Origin of the sequence: Streptomyces sp. NPDC006365 (genome assembly GCF_042870755.1) — a bacterium.
GTDB lineage: Bacteria > Actinomycetota > Actinomycetes > Streptomycetales > Streptomycetaceae > Streptomyces > Streptomyces xiangluensis.
The window spans coordinates 308,861-327,217 of record NZ_JBIAHS010000004.1; the positions used below are offsets into that span (position 1 = coordinate 308,861).

Consider the following 18,357-nt stretch of genomic DNA (forward strand, 5'->3'; position numbering starts at 1 on the left):
GTGAGTTCTGGGCTCTCCTGACGGGCCTGTCGCCAGAGGCCACGTTCCGCCGCGTGGCAGGCGACGAGCTGAGCATCATCGACAACCCCGAGCAGATCCGAGCCGCCTTGCACTCCTGATCCAGCACAACTGAACAGCGGTACAGCGGTAGGGGGTGCTTCAGGTGGCCCTCAACATCGGCGAACTCGTCGGTCTCGTCCGCGCGGACGACTCCGGCATGCAGCGCGGACTGTCCGATGCCGAGCTGCGGATGCGCGGCTTTCAGCGCGACACCGAAGGGCGCCTCCGCCGTCTCGACGGCCGCTTCGCCACCACAGGCGAGCAGATCGCACTGGGCCTGCGTCAGGGCACCGACGCAGGCGAGCGGTTCAGCTTCTCGCTGGGCCGGATCGCGGGCGCAGCGGGTGGTCTCCTCGGAGTCGCGGGTTCGGTAGGCCGCATCGCTGCGATGCTCGGCGCCGCGGCACCTGCCGCCGCCGGGCTGGTCGCGACGTTGGCGAACATCGCCCCGGCGGGCGCCGTCGGCGTCACCGCGATGCTGGCGCTGAAGCAGGCCACCTTCGCCGTGAAGCTCGGCACGCAGGGCATGGGCGACGCCCTCAAGGCCGCCCTGGACCCCTCCAAAGCTGAGGAGTTCAACGAGGCCCTCAAGAAGCTCTCGCCCGAGGCGCAGACGTTCGCCCTCGCCGTACGGGACTTGGGACCTGCGTGGAAGCAACTCCAGCAGGAGGTCCAGGACGAGCTTTTCCGCGGCCTGGGGGAGAACCTCACACGAACCGCGGAGTCCGTACTGCCGGTACTGCGGCGGGAGCTGTTCAACACCGCCACCGCGCTGGGTGACATGGCGGCCGGCGCGATGGGCGCGGCGAGCGAACTGGCGGAGAACGGCACGCTCGGCCGGGCGATGGGCTCCGCCTCCAAGGGGCTGAGTAACCTCTCCGGCCTGCCCGAGGTCGTGGTCACGGCGCTGGGGCAGATCGCCGCGGCGGCCGGGCCGAGTTTTGAGCGGCTGAGTGGGATGGCTGCGGATGCAGGGTTCCGGATCGGCGAGAAGCTTTCCGGCGCGTTCGAGTCGGGCCGGATGCAGGAGGCCATCGAGACCGCGATCGACCTGGTCGGGGAACTGGCCGAGGTCGGCGCCAATATCGGCTCGATCCTGGGCTCGGTCTTCAAGGCGGCTGACGTCTCCGGTGGGGGCCTGATCGGCACCCTCCAGGAGGTCACCGGGGCCCTTGCGGACGCGTTCGCGTCGCCTGCCGTGCAGGACGGCCTGACGTCGCTGTTTCAGACCATGGCGACGCTGGCGCAGACGGCGGCGCCGCTGCTCGGCCACGCCCTCGCCGCGATCGCCCCGGTTCTGACGGCGCTGGGGCCGCCGGTCCAGCGCTTGATCGAGGATCTTGGTGCAGCCCTCGGGCCTGTGATCGAGGAACTGTCGCCGATCCTCGGGGCGGCAGCGGCGGCAGTCGGCGTACTGATCGACGCCGCGCGCCCCTTCCTGCCCGTCCTCTCGGATCTCCTCGTTATCGCCCTCCGGCCACTCACCCCAATCCTGATCAAACTGGGCGAAATCTTCAACGAGTTGGCGCCCGTCTTTGCTGGTCTGGCCGCGACTGCGGATGCCACCCTCGCGCCCGTCCTGGAAGGGCTCGGCGAGATCGCGGTCCAGCTCGTCACCCAATTCGGGGACCAGCTCCTCGCACTGCTACCGCAAGTAGCGGCAGCCGCCATGGCACTGACACCGTTCATGATCCAACTCGGCCAGTCTCTCGGCGAGATCCTCATGGAGCTCGCCCCGCTGCTCCCTCAGCTGATGAGCCTCGGGCTCGCCTTCCTGAGTCAGATCCTGCCGCCCCTCGTGGCCGTCCTGCCGCCCCTGGTACAGCTCGCCTCGATTCTCCTGCGGCTCGCGACCGGGGTGATCACGACCGTCGTCATTCCCGCGCTGCGGATCGTCGCCGCGCTGCTGTCCGGTGACTTCTCCGACGCCTGGTATCTGGCGAAGCAGGCCGTCACGAACGCAGTTGGGCTGATCAAGAATGGGGCGGTACGGCTCGGTGTGGTGGTTGCTCAGGGTGTCGCTACGGCGGTCGGCTACCTGCGCGGGATGCCCGGCCTTGCCAACTCGGCGTTGTCTGCCCTCCCGGGGTACCTGCGCTCACGCGCCAGCGAAGCGGGGCGCCAACTCGTTTCCGCGATCCGGCAGAAGGGCTCCGAAGCGATCGCATTGGTCCGGAGTCTGCCCGGTCGGGCGAGGTCCGCGCTCGGCAGCCTCGGCGGCATCCTGGCGTCCGCGGGCCGGTCGCTGATTCAGGGCTTCATCAACGGCATCAAGGACAAGATCCCCTCCGTGCGGAGCGTGCTCGGTGGGATTACGTCCAGCCTGCCGGACTTGAAGGGTCCCGAGGACGTCGATAAGCGGATCCTGCGGCCCGCGGGCCGCCTGGTCATCGGCGGTTTCATGTCCGGTATCGCGGACCAGACCCCGGCGCTGCGCGCGCAGTTGCAGGGCCTGACCGGTGAGGTGCCCGGCATGGCGTTGGGCGGGCTCGGCGGCGCTCCGGCTGCGGTTGCTGGCGGCGGCGTCACGGTCGTACGGATCGAGCTCGACGGCCCGGAGGCGGTCAAGCGCCTCATTCGGAAGATCGTGAAGGACGACGGCGGCGGCTCTGTCCAAGCCGCGTTCGGGGACAGGAGGGTCGCGTGAAGGTCAACGTGCGCGGGGAGCTTCTGATCGGCGGCGTGTGGACGGACGTCACTGGAGACATCCTCAAGCGGCAGCTGCTCAAGCACACGCGCGGGCGCCCGGACCAGGGCGCCCGTACGGATCCGTCCACGGCCGGGCCGTTGTTCAACAACACGAACGGGCAGTTCAGCCCGGACAACCCGCTCTCCCCGTACTACGGCCAGTTCGGCCGCAACACCAATTTCCGCGTCACCGTCGCCGTAGGCAGCCCAGCCCTTGAACTGCCGGGCAGATCGACCGACTTCGCGTCCACTCCCGACACCGCCGTTCTGGACATCACCGCCGATCTCGACATCAGGATCGACGCCACGCTCACCCCCTGGACCGGGCGGTCCACCATGCGTGAGGTAGCGGGCAAATACGAGAGCACCACGAACCAGCGCTCGTGGCTGCTCCTGGTGAACACTGACGACCGCCTCGTGTTCCGCTGGAGCACTGACGGGGTCGACGTCCTTGCGCGCCAGTCGACCCAGCCCGCCCCCGTGCCCGCCTCCCGCCGTCTCGCCGTCCGCGCAACGCTGGACATCAACAACGGCGCCGGAGGGCACGAGGTGCGGTTCTACACCGCCCCGACCATGGCCGGGCCCTGGACGCAGCTCGGCGACCTCGTGACCCGGCCTGGCGTCACGTCCGTCTTCAACAGCACGGCTCCTGTCGTCGTGGGCAACATCAGCACGCTCGGATTCGAGGGCCCCGTGGGCCGCGTGCACGCCCTCGAACTGCGGACCGGAATCGACGGCACCGTTGTGGCCCGTCCGGATTTCACCGCGCAGACCATCGGGGCGGCCAGCTTCGTCGACTCCGTCGGCCGCACCTGGACCATGAACGGCGGCGCGGCGATCAGCAACCGCCGAACGAGGCTGTCGCACGAGGTCGCCGAGTACCCGACCCGCTGGCACTCCTCCGGCAAGCACGTGTGGGTGGAGGCGCAGACCGCGGGCATCCTTCGGCGCATCGGCCGCAACAACCAGGCTCTGGAGTCCACCCTCCGCCGCCGCATCCCCAGCTTCAATCCGCTGGCGTACTGGCCGATGGAGGACGGCGAATCGGCCGTCCAGGCGTACTCGCCCATCGCTGGTGTGGCCCCGCTGAAGCTGACGCGGGCGAACTGGGCCCAGGTGGACAGCCTGCCCTCATCCGATGCCCTGCCCGCGCTCGCCTCCAGCGGCAGCAACCTGCCCATGATGAACGGGAAGATCCCCGCCGCGGCCGGCACGCTCACCGGCTGGCGGGTCGAGTACGTCTACCGGCTCGACACCCCGCCCTCGGCCCTGCGCACGTTCATGCGCATCATCTCCACCGGGACCGTCGCGGAGTGGTACATCCAGCAGGCCGATGGATCCATCGGCAGCCGCATCCTCGGCCGGGACAACGACGGAAACACCGTGATCGACCAGGGCCTCGCCACCGGCAACGACCTGTTCGGGCAGTGGGTGCGGACCGAGTTCAAGATGACCCAGAACGGCGGCAACGTCGAATGGCGCATCGACTGGATCGACGTCGGAGGCGAGGCCGGAGGCCGCGGCGGCACCTACGCGGGCCGCATCGGCCGCCCCACCGCCGTCGCCTCACCCTCGGACGGCTACAGCCCGCTCCTGGACGGAATGGCACTCGGCCACATCAGCGCCTGGCCCACGACGCTCACGGACGCCTACGAGGGCGCGATCGACGCCTGGACCGGCGAGACCGCCGGCGCCCGCATGCGGCGTCTCGCCGGCGAGGAGAACCTCCCCGTCTTCATCACGGGGAACGTCGCCGAGCAGACCCGGGTGGGGGCGCAGCGCCCGGACGCGATTCTGAGCCTGCTGGAGGAAGCGGCGGACGCCGACGGCGGGATCTTGTACGAGGACCGGGAACGGGCAGCCCTGCGCTACCGGGACCGGGCGTCGATGTACAACCAGGCACCCGCCCTCACGCTGGACTACGAGGCACCGGGCCTTGCGACACCGCTGGAGCCCACCGGGGACGACGACGCCACGGCCAACGACGTCGAGGTACAGCGCACCAACGGGTCCCGCGGTCGCGCGGTCCTCGAGGAGGGACCGCTCTCCATCCAGGCCCCGCCGAACGGTGTGGGCCGATATCCCAAGCCGTTCCAGCGGAGCCTGCACTCCGACGCCCAGGCGGAGCCGATCGCGTACTGGCTGATGCACCTGGGCACCTACGAGGGGCGCCGGTATCCACAGGTACGCGTGATGGTCCACAAGGCAGGTCCCGCGCTCCTGGAGCAGATCCTCGCGGTCGACGTCGGCGACAAGATCGTCATCAAGAACCCGCCGTTCTGGCTGGCCCCAGGCGACATCGAGTTGATCGTCCAGGGCTACGAGGAAACCTTCGACGAGCACGCCTGGGACATCATCTTCAACTGCTCGCCCGGCGCCCCGTGGACGGTGGGCGTGTACGACAGGGACCATCGAGACACGGCTGGCAGCCAGCTGGTGGGCGCCGTGGGCGCAGACGACAAGACGATCAGCGTCCTCACCACCAAGGGGCCGCGGTGGACCTGGGCCAACCCGCCGCTCAACAGCAACCCGGACTTCGAGACGGGCCTGGACGGTTGGGGTGCGCTCGGCGGCATCATCGACCGCGTTCCCGCCCCGCAGCCCGCTCCCTTCAACGGGGAATGGTCGCTGAAGTTCACCCCGGACGGCGTCGCCCAGTTCCCCAACGGCGGCACCACGCAGATGGCCGTGACGGTCGGGCAGCAGTACGTCGCCTCCGGCTGGCTCCGCTGCGCCGTCACCAGGGGAGTAGCGCTGAACGTCAACTGGTTCGGACCCGGTGGCACGTACCTGGACACCAGCCCCAATGACCAGCCCGTGACCGCCGGGGTGTGGCGGTGGTTCGAGAAGACCGTGACCGCCCCGGCCGGATCCGTCACGGCAAACGTGGCCGCGACGGTGGCGAATTTCCCGCCGGCCACAGACGTGCTGTGGGCCCACCAGGTCACCCTGCGTCCGGCTGGGGGCAGCCCCGCGGACTTCCCCTTCCGTATCCAGGCGGGCGGGGAGGAGATTGCCGTAACGAGCGTCATTCCGGCCGTGCGGGACACCTTCACCCGCAACACCGCCGGAGGATGGGGCACCTCCGACACCGGCCAGGCGTGGGCGTCGACTGGCGGCGCCCCGGGCGACCACTACACCCAGGGCAGCGAGGCCGCGCACCTGCTGACGGGCGTGGACGTCCCGCGCCTGGACCTGATGACCGTGGGCAGTGCGGACATCGATGTCCAGGTCGATGTGGCCACCGGCGCGCTCGCTGCCGGCGGCCCGCAGCTGGTGGCGCTGGTCGGCCGGGCTATCGACGGCGACAACTTGTACATGGCCCAGCTGGCCGTCAGCACGTCGGGATCCATCGTTCTCAGTATCCGTAAGCGCGTGGCTGGTACCGAATCCCAGCTCGCTGCCTTCACTACCGGGCTGGCGCATGCCGTGTTCGCCTTCTACCGCGTTCGGCTCCAGATCGTCGGCACGCGGGTGCAGGCGCGGGTCTGGATGGCCTCCGGCGCGGAGCCGCCGGTGTGGCAGGTGAGCGCCACGGACGACAGCCTCAACAGCGGGTTGCTGGCCGGGTGCCGCAGCGTGCGGCAGACCGCGAACACGAACGCGAATCTGCTCGTCTCGTACGACAACTTCCAGGTCTTGAATCCGCAGCGGTTCACGGGCAAGCGCTCTGCCAACGGCATCGTCAAGCCACACCCCCCCGGTACCGGTGTGCGGCTGGCCCAGCCCACCGTCCGCGCTCTGTAAGGAGGAGTTCTATGCCGGACCTGCTCGCTGGCACGATCGTGAGAGGGCTGGACACGCCGCAGACGGTGTATCTCCAGGACACCACCCCGAACTTGGCCGTCGCCAATACCGACTACCAGCCCGGGATCCCAGAGGTCGGTGTCACCTTCACCGCGCCCACCACGGGCAGGGTGAAGATCTCCGTTGGTGCCAGCATGCGCAACGACGCCGCGAACACGGACAGGGTCGCCGTGACGGTGCAGGTGTTCCAGACGAACGCTGGTGGCATCGAGGTCCTGGCGCCCACCGTGTTCCGCGGCGTCTGTACGGACGGCATCGCGTCCCCCAGCAACTACTGCACCACCGGGCACACCAGCCTGCTCACTGACTTGACGCCTGGTCAGCAGTACTACGCGAGATGCATGCAGATCAAGTTCGGTACCGCTGGGACCACGCCCGACATCGCTATGCGGGACATCCTCGTCGAGCCCGCCACCTGATCGAACCGTCTCTTCCCCGCCCCGAGCCGTCCCGGCCGGGGCTTTCTTCATGCCCTGGAGGGCCTATGCAGCTCGTGACCCGTAAGACCTTGGGCTGGCCCGCGTCGGCCGCGCCCAGCCAGCCCACGGCGAAGGGTGTGAAGGTTCACTACACCGGTGGCGCAGTCTCGACGAAGCTCCTGAAGGACCACAGCCTGTGCCTGGACTTGTGGCGGGACATCCGGGCCGCCCACCTCGCCAACGTAGCGGAGAACTACTCGGACGTGGCGTACAACTACGCGGCCTGCGCCCACGGATACCTCATCGAGGGCCGCGGCCTCGGCCGCCGGACCGGCGCCAACGGCAGCCAGACCCTCAACCGCGCCCACTACGCAATCCTCGGACTGGTCGGCTCCTCCGGCCTCACCCAGCCCACAGACGAGATGCTCGGCGCGATCCGCGACGGCATCGAGCTGCTCCGCAAGAACGGCGCCGGGACCGAGATCAAGGGTCACCGCGACGGCTACGCGAGCAGCTGCCCCGGTGGGCCGCTGTACGCGTGGGTGCAGCGAGGGGCGCCCCGGCCGAGGGGCGGCGAGTCGGAAGCGCCGGCGCGGCCGAGCGTGTCCCTCTCGAAGCTCCTCGCCGCGGTGCGGACCGACCCCCCAAAGTCGGGGACCCCCGTGTCGTACACAGGCGTGAAAGTCGTGGAAGCGGCCCTCGTGGCGGAAGGCCTCCTCGCGAAGAGCCTCGCCGATGGGCACTGGGGCACGGCCACCACGCCCGCGTACGCCGGATGGCAGCGCCGCTGCGGCTTCACCGGCAAGGACGCCGACGGCAAGCCCGGCAAGACCTCACTCACCAAGCTCGGCGCTCGCCGCGGCTTCGACGTCAAGGAGTAACTCATGGCTGCATCTGTAGAGAAGAAGGTCACCGCGGCGACTGCGGGCACGTACGTGGGGAGTACCGCACTGCTCGCCGGGCTGGAGGCCGTCCAGGACCATGCCGAGCTGGTCAGCTGGATGCCCTCGGCGCTGGCGCCGTTCGTCCTCGCGCTTGTCCCGGCGGCGATCACGTTCGTTTCTGGGTGGAAGGCGAAGCACACGCCGCGCGGGGTGATCGAGTGACGCCCCCGGAGTCGCGCGACGTCGCTCTCGAACTCGCCGAGCTTCGGAGGACGATGGAGGTCGGGTTCACCGAGCAGCGCGGGCAGTTGGCGCTTCTGGTGCAGCGTGGCGATCAGACGGACAAGAAACTCGACGAGCACGAGGCCCGTATCGACGCTCTGGAGCGCGCCCGGTGGCCGCTGCCGTCCCTGGCCGCCTTGACGTCGCTCAGCGCTCTCGGAGTGGCCCTGTGGCAAGCCCTCGGCGGCCGATGAAACGTTGCCCCCTCTCGCCTTCGGGCGGGAGGGGGCCGTTTCGTCGTGTCCGCGGTCAGCGCAACGCGTCAATCGCCTTCACGATCAGGGCGCGCGCATCGGCCCCATACACCGCCATGCTGCGCAGTTGCTCGAACGCCTGCACGTACAGGGCGATCTCGGATGGCTGTGTGACCTGCACACGGGCAGACAGCAGCTCCACCGACACGAGGGTGTCGTCGTACACGTGGAACAGCTCCTGCGGCCACACAGGGCGCTCCCGGGTCGCGCTGGGGATGATGCCCAGCGATACCTGGGGCAGCGCCCCAGCGGTCAGCAGGTAGCCGAGCTGCGCGGCCATCGCGTCCTCGTCGCCCAACTGGTAGGAGAGCACGGCCTCTTCGATAACAACGACGAAGCGGTGCCCGGGTTCATGGATGATCCGGGAACGCTCCAGCCGGGCGGCGACGGCCTGGGCGACGTCGTTGGGGATGTCGCGGAACTCGGCGATGGAGGAGAGCAGGCCCGTCGCGTAACCCTCGGTCTGGAGCAGACCCGGAACGAGGGTGGGCGAGTAGACGCGGAAGAGCTGCGTGGACTGGAACAGGGGCACGTAGCTGTTTTGCAGCTGCTTGAGCCCTGTACGGACCTTGCGCCTCCATTCCACGTACATGGATTCGGCGTTGCGGGACTGCGCGATGATGTCCTCGGCCTGGTCAGCCACACCACACGCCTGGCACCAGCGGCGGATGTCGTCGGCTGATGGGGGCGTGCGGGCGCCCTCGATCCGGTACGTCTTCGGATGGCTCCAGCCGCAGCGCGCGGCCAGCTCAGGCCCCGTGACCCCGGCGTCGGCGCGGAGTTCCTTCAGCCGCCCGGCGACTGCCTCGCGGGCGGCCTGCGCCGAGGAGGATGGAGAGATGGACATGAGCTGACCGGAGCACCTTCCGCGCTAGCTGATCTTGTAGTTCTCGTGCGGGACCGCACGCTCCCACACCGCTTCGAAAGCGTCGGCGCACAGCTTCACCGCGGCCGGATCCTCGCTGATCTCACCGCCTGCGGAGGCGCCCTCACCAGTGAAGTGGTTCCACCGGATCAGGCGGCCGTCGATCAGCCAGAAGTCGTTGCCTGGCAGCGCGATGTCCGAGGCACGCCTCCGCGGCAGCCAGCGCACCAGTTCGCCGGCGGCGACGTTGGTGAACGTGCCGTCGTACAGGAACCGGGTGTACTCGCTGACGGGCTCGGACACGATGCGGGCACGGCGCACGACCACCCCGCGGCCCACGGTCTCTTGGATCAAGTCAAGCCACGGACGCCACCATGAGGCCCGGTCGTCGGGGTCGTGACGGAAGCCGGCGCGCCACTGGGCGAACGGCCCTTTCTCGTAGTCGACGGCGTAGGAGTCGCGCATCTCCAGATGGACGGCCGAGTGCTGCGCTGACCCCAGCAGCTCAGGCCATGTCGGAACGCTCGACGGCATCGCACGCCTCCCTGATCGTGGCCACCATCCTGGCCGGAATGCGGATCACTGCCTCGTGGTCCGGGATCCCCTTGGCGTGGCCGGGAACCTCGAACGCGGCACATTCCGCTTCGAGTTCGGGGCCCGGCTTCCAGCCCTGGAACACGAGTTCATTCTTCTCCTGGTCGACCCACACGGTGGGGCTTTCACCGTCGCCGGTGTTGGGGTCGATCCCGATGAACTGTAGGGCCATGACTGCCTCCGCAACTTGTCGTGTTCAGCGATGTACACCACCGTCATTGGTGGGAGTTGGCTGGTCAAGGGCACAAACAAGTCGCGTGTACATAGGTGCACATTCCTGGAGAGTGTGCACGCTGCGCTCATAGCGTCGGGGGTTAAAGCAATACCCCGGCGAGGCGGCCGGCCTCCCGGGGTGTGGCCGACGACTGAGGAGCGCCGACACCATGCAAGCTACAACCCCGACCGGGGAGCGCGAGCACCGCGCCAAGATGACTATCCGGGTCTACACGGTCAGCAGTGCCGGCGTCGCGAGCGAGGCCCGCGCCACCGTGTCTGTCCCATACGGCCCCGAGCCGTTGCCGCCGATCGGCTCGAACGGCTACCCCGCGTGTGCCTGCCCCCAGCACCGCAAGGCGGGGGCTGTCCGATGAAGGCACCCCGCCGCTTCACCGTGGAGCACGACCAGGGTCAGGCGGACCCGCCGGACCTGGAGACGATGCGCGCCGTCGTGGACCGTCTGCTCGATCCGGACGCCACCCCCGAGACGCTGCCCCCGGCCGCTGACGAGCTGGAGATGCTCACTCTCCAGCTGCGCACACACCTGCAAGTGCTCATGCCCGAAGTCGAACGGGTTGCCCTGGGCCTCTCGAAGGAGAGCATTCCGCGGTACTGCGCTCTGGCCTGTCTCGGCGAGGCGCGGATGAAGCTGGGCATTGAGCCGCGCCCCGGACCGTCGGCGAGCATCGCCCACGCCCGGCGTCTCGCGCGCGTTCTCAATGCCCTGTGCGACCACTACGCGAACCTGACCGGCGAGCACATATGAGGCAGATCGTCGCGCTTTTCGCGTACGCGGCGGCAGTGTCCGCTCCCGTCCTCGCCCTGGCGGGGCCGCGCCGCACCCCGTGTCCCCTCTGAGCTCCGGAGGAACCATGTACGACCTGATCGCAAGCCCGTTCCTGACTGACTTCCTACTCGTACGCCCCAGCCACTCCTCCGGGGTCAAGATCCCGCTAACGCGGTACCTGGAGGTGAAGCAGAGCGCGGACAACGGCGACGCCCCGCCGGCATGGCTGGTCGAGGCCGCTCGCCGCCGGTGGGGGCTCGACCTCGCCCACCGGCCCGCGGGCGAGGCAATCCTTGTGCGCGCGCCTTCCCCCTACGGCTACGCTCGCGCCTCGTACGAGATCAACAAGGGCTGTGACTACGACTGCCCACACTGCTATCTCGGACAGAAGAAGTTCGAAGGGCTCAGCTGGGAGCACAAGGCGCGGTTACTGGAGATCATGCGCGATGCCGGCGTGCTCTGGCTTCAGATCACTGGCGGCGAGCCTCTGATCGATCGGCACTTCCCGGCCGTCTACGCCCGCGCGCATGAACTCGGAATGATGGTCGCGATCTCGTCGAACGGCTCGCAGCTCGCCAAGCCGCTCATCCTCGATTGCCTCACGCAACGGCGCCCCTACAGGATCACGCTCAGCGTCTACGGCGCCACCGCCGAGACGTACGACGGATTCACCCGCAACCGAGGAGCCTTCGACCGCTTCACGCGCGGACTCTTCGCCGCACGTGAGGCCGAACTGCCCGTACGCCTGAACCTGATCATCTCGTCGACCAACGCGCACGAGGTCGACGACATGCGCGCCCTAGCAGACCGGTACGGCTTCCCGCACCAGACCTACACCAACATCTCGCCCACCATCGACGGGAGCGGCGAACCGCTGCCCACGCAGGCCGAGGACTTCCTACGCCAACGGAAGCCCTTCACTGGCTGCAACGCCGGACACACGTTCTTCCACGCCGACCCGTTCGGCGTCGCCTCGATATGCAAGGTCGGACGAGAGCCCAACATCCGGCTCATCGAGGAAGGCGTCGAGGGACTGCGCCGACTCGGCGACATCGCCGATTCTCTGATGCTTCGCACCGGTGGTTGCTCCGGCTGTCAGCTATCCGGCACCTGCTGGACATGCCGACCGCTGGCCAAGCTCTACCAGGAGGCGAAGGCACCACTAAACACCTACTGCCAGCACGGAGGGAGGTAACGCCATGGCACCACCCACCGCCACCGTCAGCAAGCCGGTACCGGTCGCCATCACCACGCGCCCGCTCGCCGAGGACGAGGTCGAGCTCGTTGACGACCTTGACACCCTTGTCGAGACGGTCATGTGTTCATGCAGCGCCGGCGACGACCAGCCGTACTAGCACCTGCACCACGGGCCGCCTCGATCCGCGTAGGGTCGGGGCGGCCCCGCCATTCAGCCGAGGAACCGAACATGCCCATGCCCCGCATCGATTGGCACGACCTACCGGCCAGCACGCGCGCCGCAGTCGAGCAGCACACCGGCGCCGTACTGGAAGCGTCGACAGCCAGGGCCGGAATGAACAGCGGGATCGCCGCCACGCTCCACACCACCGATGCGACGCTGTTCGTCAAAGGCATCCCCACCGACCACGCCCAAGCTCGCCACCAAGAGCTAGAGGCCGCCATCAACCCCCATTTGCCCAACGCCTCGCCCCGGCTACTCTGGCGCGTCCAGACAGGCGGATGGGACCTCCTCGGGTACGAACGCATCGAGGGACGCCACGCCGACTACACCCCTGGGTCGCTCGACCTCCCTCTCGTGGCTGACGCCCTGGTGGAACTTCAGCAGACACCATGCCCCGACCTCCCCATCAAGAAGGCTGAACAACGGTGGTCCAGCTACGCGGGCCCGGCTGGCGTCGAGCAGCTGGCCGGCGACACGCTGCTGCACACCGATTTCGCCTGGGACAACATCCTGATCACGGACCGGGCCCACATCATCGATTGGGCCTGGCCCACACTCGGCGCTGCGTGGATCGACCCGGCCGTGTTCATCCTGCGACTCATGGACGCCGGCCACACTGCACCCGACGCCGACGCTTGCGCCCGGCAGATTCCCTCGTGGCGAACTGCCCGGCGCGACGCCGTCACGGCATTCTCTGAGGCGAACGCGCGTCTGTGGGACGAGATCGCCAACGAGGACCCGCAGACATGGAAAAAGGGCATGGCGCGGCACGCCCATGACTGGGTGACGTACTGGCGGGCGCGACCCGTGTAGGCGAGGGCTCACGCCCTCTTTCCCTGATCGGCCGCGCCGCCCCTGATCCCCCGCGGGTGCGGCGCGGCTCTCCCATTGCTCAGGTGGCGTCGGCTTCTGCCCGCTGAGCTTCTCGCCACTTCATGCCGAGTTGGAAAAGGCTCGTCGCGTCGAAGTCCCGCTTGAGCTCGGCAAGGGCTTTGTCGATCCCGGACTTGCTCAGCCCGACGCGCGGGCCGATCACCTTCTGTGCGTGGCCCTCGCCCAGGAGCTGGAGGATCATGCGCTTGGTTTCCGTGTTCGCTGCGGCCACGCCCGGTGTCTGCGCCGAGGGATCCCACACCTCACCCAATGGCCAGAAGGCATCGAAAATCGACCGAATCCACGCCACGATGACAGGGTCGGTCGTGTGCACCGCGCCGTGCGCGGGTGCCCCAGGCAACTGGATGGCGAAGAAGGCATCCCGGCTGTCGACGAGGACCATGCGCGGGAAGTCCCTGCCCAACGTGCGTACTTGGGCTCCCAATCCCGTGGTGGTCTTGACGTAGCGCTGCACGTGGCCGCTCGATCTACTGCTCGGGTGGTAGAGCGTGCGCATGGCCACGCCGCGCTGTAAGACGGCGGTATCTCGGGCGCCGGCGACAGACATCGCTGTACGAGTCCGACTGCCGGGCTGCGCTGTGATGACCTCTTCGCGAGCGCCCTCGAAGGCTCGCCCGATCGCCGCGTTCACTTCTTCCCGGTTCTCGATGATCCGGGTCCGCGTGCTGGTGTAGTAGCCACCGGCAGCGAACACCTCGTTGGCTTTGGCCATGACGGTTGGGAGCGCTCCCATCCTGGCTAAGGAGTGCCGCATGCGCTGAAGCTCAGCGGCGAGCAGGTCCGACTCCGCATCCCACGGCGCGACGGCCATAAAGGCGCCGGGATCGAGGTATCCGCGGCGTACGAGCCCGTAGTGCTTGAGCTCGGCCAGTTCTGGACTATCGGCGTCCACATCACGCTCCCCTTCTGAGAGACGCGCGTAGAGCTTGAGCGCCGCATCGGACAGTGGCCGAGCATCCCACGCCTCCACTGTGGATGATTCACACACTTTTCCCCCCATTCCTCCGATAGGCATATGCCTCTGATGCAAATGCCTACCGGGACCCCCCTTGATCACACACATTGCACAGGGAAGCTTATGTTCCACAGCCAAACCGGATCGGCGTTCGACCGAGCGGCCACACCTGGGAGGAATCTCACGATGAAGAAGTTCGGCCTGCGCAAGGTCATTGCACCCCTGATCATCGCCGTTCCCATCGCCGTGCTGCCGTCGATGGCGGTTGCCGACGACACGGACACCACCCCCTCCGACTCCCACTGGACCGCGCCGGCCTCCGAGGAAGCCACAGAGGCCCCCAGCGGTGCCGATGCGCCGCTGGGTGACTCGCACTGGTGACCTGTCGGCATCAAGGACCCCGGTCGGGTTCGGGAGGTCCCGACCGGAACGCAAGCGCCCCCTGCCGTGTGAGTCGGCAGGGGGCGCAGTGCTGTCCAGAGTAGACGGAGCGAGCTGACATCAGTACGGGCGTGCTGACATCCGCTCCCACTAGGGAGTTCTGGACAGATATTGGATTACGAAGATCATCAAATGTAGAAGCCCGGTAGATCCTGTGGACCTACCGGGCTTCTGACCTGGCACTTAACTGCTGTGGGGCTAACAGGATTTGAACCTGTGGCCTCATCCTTATCAGGGATGCGCTCTAACCAACTGAGCTATAGCCCCGCCGCGCTCTGCGGTGTACGTCCCGCGCGCTGACCTCTGAAGATTAGCGCACCTCCGGGTCAGTCCCAAAATCGATATCCGAGGTGGCCTCTTGCCGGCCCGGACAGTGTTGGAGCGCATCCCTGACCAGGATGCGCTCAGACCGTCAAGAGGCCCTGACGACGATTACTCGTCCTCCGCAAGCGTCAGCTCGATGCCGCCGACGAAACCCGCCGAGAGGTTGTAGATGAACGCGCCGAGGGTGGCGAGCGCGGTGGCCAGGACCACGTCGATGACCGCGATGATCGACGTGAAGATGAGCACGCGCGGCAGCGACAGGAAGGACTGCAGATCGAAGCCGTTGGACTCGTTCGAGCCCGTGGCTTCGGAGATCGTGCCGCCCACCGTGGAGAAGACGCCCATGGCGTCCATGACCATCCACAGCACCGCGGCCGCGACGATCGTGCAGATGCCGAGCGCGATGGAGAGCAGGAAGCTGACCTTCATCACCGACCAGGGATCGGCCTTGGCCACCCGAAGGCGTGCCTTGCGGGTACGGGGCGTCGTACGCGCCCCGGTGCGCGGCCGGCGAACGGCACCGGCGGTCGCCGGCGGCGGCGGCTGTGTCGGGTACGCCTGCGGCGGGTGGTACGGCTGAGCGGGCTGCTGAGGCTGCCGCTCGCCGGGCAACGGCGAACCGGGAGCCGGAGGCACCGGCGCGCCGCCTGGCGCCGCGCCCGCCGCGTACTGCGGCGTCTGCGCGCCTCGAGTGTCCGTCACGGTTCCCCCCTGGGATCCCTGGGAGTCATGGGACGCTTGGGAGTCCTTCGCGTCCGTGGCGGGGCCACGGCCGCCGTCCGTCTCCGTACCGGTCGATCCGGCGCCCGTGGCTCCGCTCACGATGACTCACTCCTCGCCTACTCGGCCGTGGACTCGTCGCCCTCGTCCGTTGTGCCGACGACCGTGTCGGCCTCGTCCGATTCGTCGACGTCCACAGCGTCGACCTCCTCGGCCTCGCGACCGGCCTCGGCGTTCCGAGCGATACCGACGACGGCATCGCGCTTGCCCAGGTTGATCAGTTGGACGCCCATGGTGTCACGGCCCGTCTCCCTGACCTCGTTGACTCGCGTACGAATCACACCGCCTGACAGCGTGATGGCGAGGATCTCGTCCGTCTCCTCGACCACCAGCGCGCCGACGAGCGATCCACGGTCCTCCACGATCTTGGCAGCCTTGATGCCGAGGCCACCGCGACCCTGGACGCGGTACTCGTCGACGGGCGTCCGCTTCGCGTACCCACCGTCGGTGGCGGTGAACACGAACGTACCCGTTCGAACAACATTCATCGAGAGCAGCTCGTCGCCCTGACGGAAACTCATGCCCTTCACACCCGAGGTCGCACGGCCCATGGGGCGGAGGGCGTCATCGGTCGCCGTGAACCTGATCGACTGCGCCTTCTTGCTGATCAGAAGCAGATCATCCTCGGCTGAAACGAGTTCGGCACCGATCAGTTCATCGTCGGAACCGCCCTCCGTTTCACGGAGGTTGATCGCGATGACGCCGCCGGAACGCGGGGAATCGTAATCCTTAAGTGGCGTCTTCTTGACCAGCCCCCCCTTGGTGGCCAGTACGAGATAGGGCGCCGCTTCGTAGTCGCGGATCGCGAGGATCTCGGCAATCGCCTCGTCCGGCTGGAAGGCCAGCAGGTTCGCGACGTGCTGGCCGCGCGCGTCCCGGCCGGCGTCCGGCAGCTCGTACGCCTTGGCCCGGTAGACGCGGCCCTTGTTGGTGAAGAACAGCAGCCAGTGGTGCGTGGTCGACACGAAGAAGTGGTCGACGATGTCGTCTTCCTTCAGCTTTGTGCCGCGTACGCCCTTGCCGCCGCGCTTCTGGGAGCGGTAGTCGTCCGTTTTTGTGCGCTTGACGTAGCCGCCGCGCGAGATGGTGACGACGATGTCCTCTTCGGCGATGAGGTCCTCGATGGACATGTCACCGTCGAAGGGCACCAGCTTGGACCGGCGGTCGTCGGCGAACTTCTCGACGATCGCGGCGAGTTCCTCGCTGATGATGCCGCGCTGGCGGATCGGCGAGGCGAGGATCTCGTTGTACTCGGTGATCTTCGCCTGGAGTTCGTCGTGCTCCTGGACGATCTTCTGGCGCTCCAGGGCGGCGAGGCGCCGCAGCTGCATCTCGAGGATGGCGTTCGCCTGGATCTCGTCGATCTCCAGGAGGCCCATCAGGCCCTCTCGCGCGATCTCCACGGTGTCACTGCGCCGGATCAGTGCGATGACGTCGTCGATGGCGTCCAGGGCCTTCAGAAGGCCGCGCAGGATGTGCGCACGCTCCTCGGCCTTGCGCAGCCTGAAGCGCGTACGACGGACGATGACCTCGATCTGGTGGCTCACCCAGTGGCGGATGAACGCGTCGAGCGACAGTGTGCGTGGCACGCCGTCCACCAGCGCCAGCATGTTGGCGCCGAAGTTCGTCTGCAGGTCGGTGTGCTTGTAGAGGTTGTTCAGTACGACCTTGGCGACCGCGTCCCGCTTCAGGACGATGACCAGGCGCTGGCCGGTACGGGACGAGGTCTCGTCGCGGACGTCCGCGATGCCGCCGATCTTGCCGTCCTTCACCAGGTCGGCGATCTTCTGCGCGAGGTTGTCCGGGTTGACCTGGTAGGGGAGCTCGGTGACCACCAGGCACTGGCGGTTCTGGATCTCCTCGACCTCGACGACCGCACGCATCGTGATGGAGCCGCGGCCCGTGCGGTAGGCCTCCTCGATGCCTTTCCGGCCCACTACTAGAGCACCACTCGGGAAATCGGGTCCCTTGATGCGCTCGATCAGGGCATCCAGAAGCTCCTCGTGGGAAGCGTCGGGGTTCTCCAGATACCACTGGGCGCCGGCCGCGACCTCGCGCAGGTTGTGCGGCGGGATGTTGGTGGCCATGCCGACCGCGATGCCCGCCGAGCCGTTGATCAGCAGGTTCGGGAAGCGGGCCGGCAGGACCGTCGGCTCCTGTGAGCGGCCGTCGTAGTTGTCCGTGAAGTCGACGGTCTCCTCGTCGATGTCGCGGACCATCTCCATGGACTGCGGCATCAACTTGCACTCGGTGTACCGCATGGCGGCGGCCGGGTCGTTGCCCGGGGAACCGAAGTTGCCGTTGGAGTCCACCAGCGGCATCCGCATGGACCACGGCTGAGCGAGGCGGACCAGCGCGTCGTAGATCGAGGAGTCGCCGTGCGGGTGGTAGTTGCCCATGACGTCGCCGACGACGCGGGCGCACTTGTAGAAGCCCTTCTCGGGCCGGTAGCCGCCGTCGTACATGGCGTACAGCACACGGCGGTGGACGGGCTTGAGACCGTCCCGTACGTCCGGCAGCGCGCGCGAGACGATGACGGACATCGCGTAGTCGAGGTAGGAGCGCTGCATCTCCGTCTCGAGCCCGACAGGCTCGACGCGCAGGGCCAGGCCCTCGTCCTCAGGCGTGACTGGAATGTTCTCGTCGGTCATTGCTGGTGAAGATCCTTTCTGGTGCGGTCAGCTGAG

At 67.8% G+C, this 18,357-nt stretch carries 18 protein-coding genes and 1 tRNA gene; 12 read left to right on the forward strand and 7 right to left on the reverse strand.

The window, feature by feature from the left end; translation table 11 throughout:
• Nucleotides 1-163: 163 nt before the first annotated feature.
• From ACFYO0_RS14630 to ACFYO0_RS14655, 6 genes are all read left to right on the forward strand, one after another.
• The gene (locus ACFYO0_RS14630) at nt 164-2,707 is read left to right on the forward strand and encodes a hypothetical protein (RefSeq protein ID WP_388674846.1); all 2,544 of its coding nucleotides are present in this window, start codon (nt 164-166) and stop codon (nt 2,705-2,707) included.
• Nucleotides 2,704-6,495: a hypothetical protein gene (locus ACFYO0_RS14635; protein WP_388674848.1), complete on the forward strand. Its 3,792-nt coding sequence runs from the start codon at nt 2,704-2,706 to the stop codon at nt 6,493-6,495. Before ACFYO0_RS14630 ends, ACFYO0_RS14635 begins: the two co-directional genes overlap by 4 nt.
• 11 nt (nt 6,496-6,506) lie before the next feature.
• Nucleotides 6,507-6,974: a hypothetical protein gene (locus ACFYO0_RS14640; RefSeq protein WP_388674851.1), complete on the forward strand. Its 468-nt coding sequence runs from the start codon at nt 6,507-6,509 to the stop codon at nt 6,972-6,974.
• A gap of 65 nt (nt 6,975-7,039) precedes the next feature.
• Nucleotides 7,040-7,855 (forward strand): N-acetylmuramoyl-L-alanine amidase, encoded by an 816-nt coding sequence (locus tag ACFYO0_RS14645; RefSeq protein ID WP_388674853.1) that lies wholly within the window; start codon nt 7,040-7,042, stop codon nt 7,853-7,855.
• 3 nt (nt 7,856-7,858) lie between these two features.
• On the forward strand, nt 7,859-8,080 hold the full coding sequence (locus ACFYO0_RS14650) for a holin (protein ID WP_388674856.1): 222 nt from the start codon (nt 7,859-7,861) through the stop codon (nt 8,078-8,080).
• Nucleotides 8,081-8,133: 53 nt separating this feature from the next.
• Nucleotides 8,134-8,334, forward strand: coding sequence for a hypothetical protein (locus ACFYO0_RS14655; RefSeq protein WP_388675460.1), 201 nt, complete (start codon nt 8,134-8,136; stop codon nt 8,332-8,334).
• Nucleotides 8,335-8,389: 55 nt separating this feature from the next.
• Here ACFYO0_RS14655 and ACFYO0_RS14660 read toward each other — a convergent pair whose 3' ends face one another.
• From ACFYO0_RS14660 to ACFYO0_RS14670, 3 genes are read right to left on the reverse strand one after another with little or no spacing between them, the layout of a single operon-like run.
• A complete protein-coding gene (locus ACFYO0_RS14660; protein ID WP_388674859.1) occupies nt 8,390-9,241 on the reverse strand; it encodes a helix-turn-helix domain-containing protein in 852 nt (283 codons plus the stop codon).
• 24 nt (nt 9,242-9,265) lie between these two features.
• Entirely contained in the window at nt 9,266-9,793 is a 528-nt protein-coding gene (locus ACFYO0_RS14665; protein WP_388674862.1) for a DUF6879 family protein, read from the reverse strand.
• On the reverse strand, nt 9,765-10,025 hold the full coding sequence (locus tag ACFYO0_RS14670; RefSeq protein ID WP_388674864.1) for a hypothetical protein: 261 nt from the start codon (nt 10,023-10,025) through the stop codon (nt 9,765-9,767). Before ACFYO0_RS14670 ends, ACFYO0_RS14665 begins: the two co-directional genes overlap by 29 nt.
• Nucleotides 10,026-10,236: 211 nt before the next feature.
• Here ACFYO0_RS14670 and ACFYO0_RS14675 point away from each other — a divergent pair, with 211 nt between their 5' ends.
• The 5 genes from ACFYO0_RS14675 to ACFYO0_RS14695 all read left to right on the forward strand — a co-directional run bounded on the left by ACFYO0_RS14675 (nt 10,237) and on the right by ACFYO0_RS14695 (nt 13,089).
• Nucleotides 10,237-10,443, forward strand: coding sequence for a hypothetical protein (locus ACFYO0_RS14675; protein ID WP_388674866.1), 207 nt, complete (start codon nt 10,237-10,239; stop codon nt 10,441-10,443).
• Nucleotides 10,440-10,835, forward strand: a complete 396-nt coding sequence (locus ACFYO0_RS14680; RefSeq protein WP_388674869.1) for a DUF6415 family natural product biosynthesis protein — start codon at nt 10,440-10,442, stop codon at nt 10,833-10,835. The genes ACFYO0_RS14675 and ACFYO0_RS14680 overlap by 4 nt, the downstream gene beginning before the upstream one ends.
• Before the next feature lie 106 nt (nt 10,836-10,941).
• Complete coding sequence (locus ACFYO0_RS14685; RefSeq protein WP_388674870.1) at nt 10,942-12,051, forward strand: radical SAM protein; 1,110 nt, start codon at nt 10,942-10,944, stop codon at nt 12,049-12,051.
• 4 nt (nt 12,052-12,055) lie between these two features.
• The gene (locus ACFYO0_RS14690; protein ID WP_388674873.1) at nt 12,056-12,211 is read left to right on the forward strand and encodes a hypothetical protein; all 156 of its coding nucleotides are present in this window, start codon (nt 12,056-12,058) and stop codon (nt 12,209-12,211) included.
• Nucleotides 12,212-12,282: 71 nt separating this feature from the next.
• Nucleotides 12,283-13,089 (forward strand): aminoglycoside phosphotransferase, encoded by an 807-nt coding sequence (locus ACFYO0_RS14695; protein ID WP_388674875.1) that lies wholly within the window; start codon nt 12,283-12,285, stop codon nt 13,087-13,089.
• Between the two features lie 79 nt (nt 13,090-13,168).
• Here ACFYO0_RS14695 and ACFYO0_RS14700 read toward each other — a convergent pair whose 3' ends face one another.
• The gene (locus ACFYO0_RS14700; protein ID WP_388674877.1) at nt 13,169-14,062 is read right to left on the reverse strand and encodes a hypothetical protein; all 894 of its coding nucleotides are present in this window, start codon (nt 14,060-14,062) and stop codon (nt 13,169-13,171) included.
• Between the two features lie 249 nt (nt 14,063-14,311).
• Here ACFYO0_RS14700 and ACFYO0_RS14705 point away from each other — a divergent pair, with 249 nt between their 5' ends.
• Nucleotides 14,312-14,506, forward strand: coding sequence for a hypothetical protein (locus ACFYO0_RS14705; protein ID WP_388674879.1), 195 nt, complete (start codon nt 14,312-14,314; stop codon nt 14,504-14,506).
• A 253-nt stretch (nt 14,507-14,759) separates the two neighbouring features.
• Here the strand turns inward: ACFYO0_RS14705 and ACFYO0_RS14710 are convergent.
• The 3 genes from ACFYO0_RS14710 to gyrA all read right to left on the reverse strand — a co-directional run bounded on the left by ACFYO0_RS14710 (nt 14,760) and on the right by gyrA (nt 18,321).
• Nucleotides 14,760-14,833: transfer RNA gene (locus tag ACFYO0_RS14710), tRNA-Ile, on the reverse strand.
• A 165-nt stretch (nt 14,834-14,998) separates the two neighbouring features.
• Nucleotides 14,999-15,712, reverse strand: a complete 714-nt coding sequence (locus tag ACFYO0_RS14715; protein ID WP_388674881.1) for a DUF3566 domain-containing protein — start codon at nt 15,710-15,712, stop codon at nt 14,999-15,001.
• 17 nt (nt 15,713-15,729) lie between these two features.
• Nucleotides 15,730-18,321: a DNA gyrase subunit A gene (gene gyrA, locus ACFYO0_RS14720; RefSeq protein WP_388674884.1), complete on the reverse strand. Its 2,592-nt coding sequence runs from the start codon at nt 18,319-18,321 to the stop codon at nt 15,730-15,732.
• Between the last annotated feature and the right edge of the window lie 36 nt (nt 18,322-18,357).

Excerpts from the sequence above, each read along its gene's own strand:
- ACFYO0_RS14680 (WP_388674869.1), top strand. The coding sequence starts at position 10,440 with ATGAAGGCACCCCGCCGCTTCACCGTGGAGCACGACCAGGGTCAGGCG.
- ACFYO0_RS14650 (WP_388674856.1), top strand. The coding sequence starts at position 7,859 with ATGGCTGCATCTGTAGAGAAGAAGGTCACCGCGGCGACTGCGGGCACG.
- ACFYO0_RS14675 (WP_388674866.1), top strand. The coding sequence starts at position 10,237 with ATGCAAGCTACAACCCCGACCGGGGAGCGCGAGCACCGCGCCAAGATG.
- ACFYO0_RS14695 (WP_388674875.1), top strand. The coding sequence starts at position 12,283 with ATGCCCATGCCCCGCATCGATTGGCACGACCTACCGGCCAGCACGCGC.
- ACFYO0_RS14665 (WP_388674862.1), bottom strand. The coding sequence starts at position 9,793 with ATGCCGTCGAGCGTTCCGACATGGCCTGAGCTGCTGGGGTCAGCGCAG.
- ACFYO0_RS14685 (WP_388674870.1), top strand. The coding sequence starts at position 10,942 with ATGTACGACCTGATCGCAAGCCCGTTCCTGACTGACTTCCTACTCGTA.
- ACFYO0_RS14705 (WP_388674879.1), top strand. The coding sequence starts at position 14,312 with ATGAAGAAGTTCGGCCTGCGCAAGGTCATTGCACCCCTGATCATCGCC.
- ACFYO0_RS14640 (WP_388674851.1), top strand. The coding sequence starts at position 6,507 with ATGCCGGACCTGCTCGCTGGCACGATCGTGAGAGGGCTGGACACGCCG.
- ACFYO0_RS14670 (WP_388674864.1), bottom strand. The coding sequence starts at position 10,025 with ATGGCCCTACAGTTCATCGGGATCGACCCCAACACCGGCGACGGTGAA.
- ACFYO0_RS14660 (WP_388674859.1), bottom strand. The coding sequence starts at position 9,241 with ATGTCCATCTCTCCATCCTCCTCGGCGCAGGCCGCCCGCGAGGCAGTC.
- gyrA (WP_388674884.1), bottom strand. The coding sequence starts at position 18,321 with ATGACCGACGAGAACATTCCAGTCACGCCTGAGGACGAGGGCCTGGCC.
- ACFYO0_RS14690 (WP_388674873.1), top strand. The coding sequence starts at position 12,056 with ATGGCACCACCCACCGCCACCGTCAGCAAGCCGGTACCGGTCGCCATC.
- ACFYO0_RS14655 (WP_388675460.1), top strand. The coding sequence starts at position 8,134 with ATGGAGGTCGGGTTCACCGAGCAGCGCGGGCAGTTGGCGCTTCTGGTG.
- ACFYO0_RS14645 (WP_388674853.1), top strand. The coding sequence starts at position 7,040 with ATGCAGCTCGTGACCCGTAAGACCTTGGGCTGGCCCGCGTCGGCCGCG.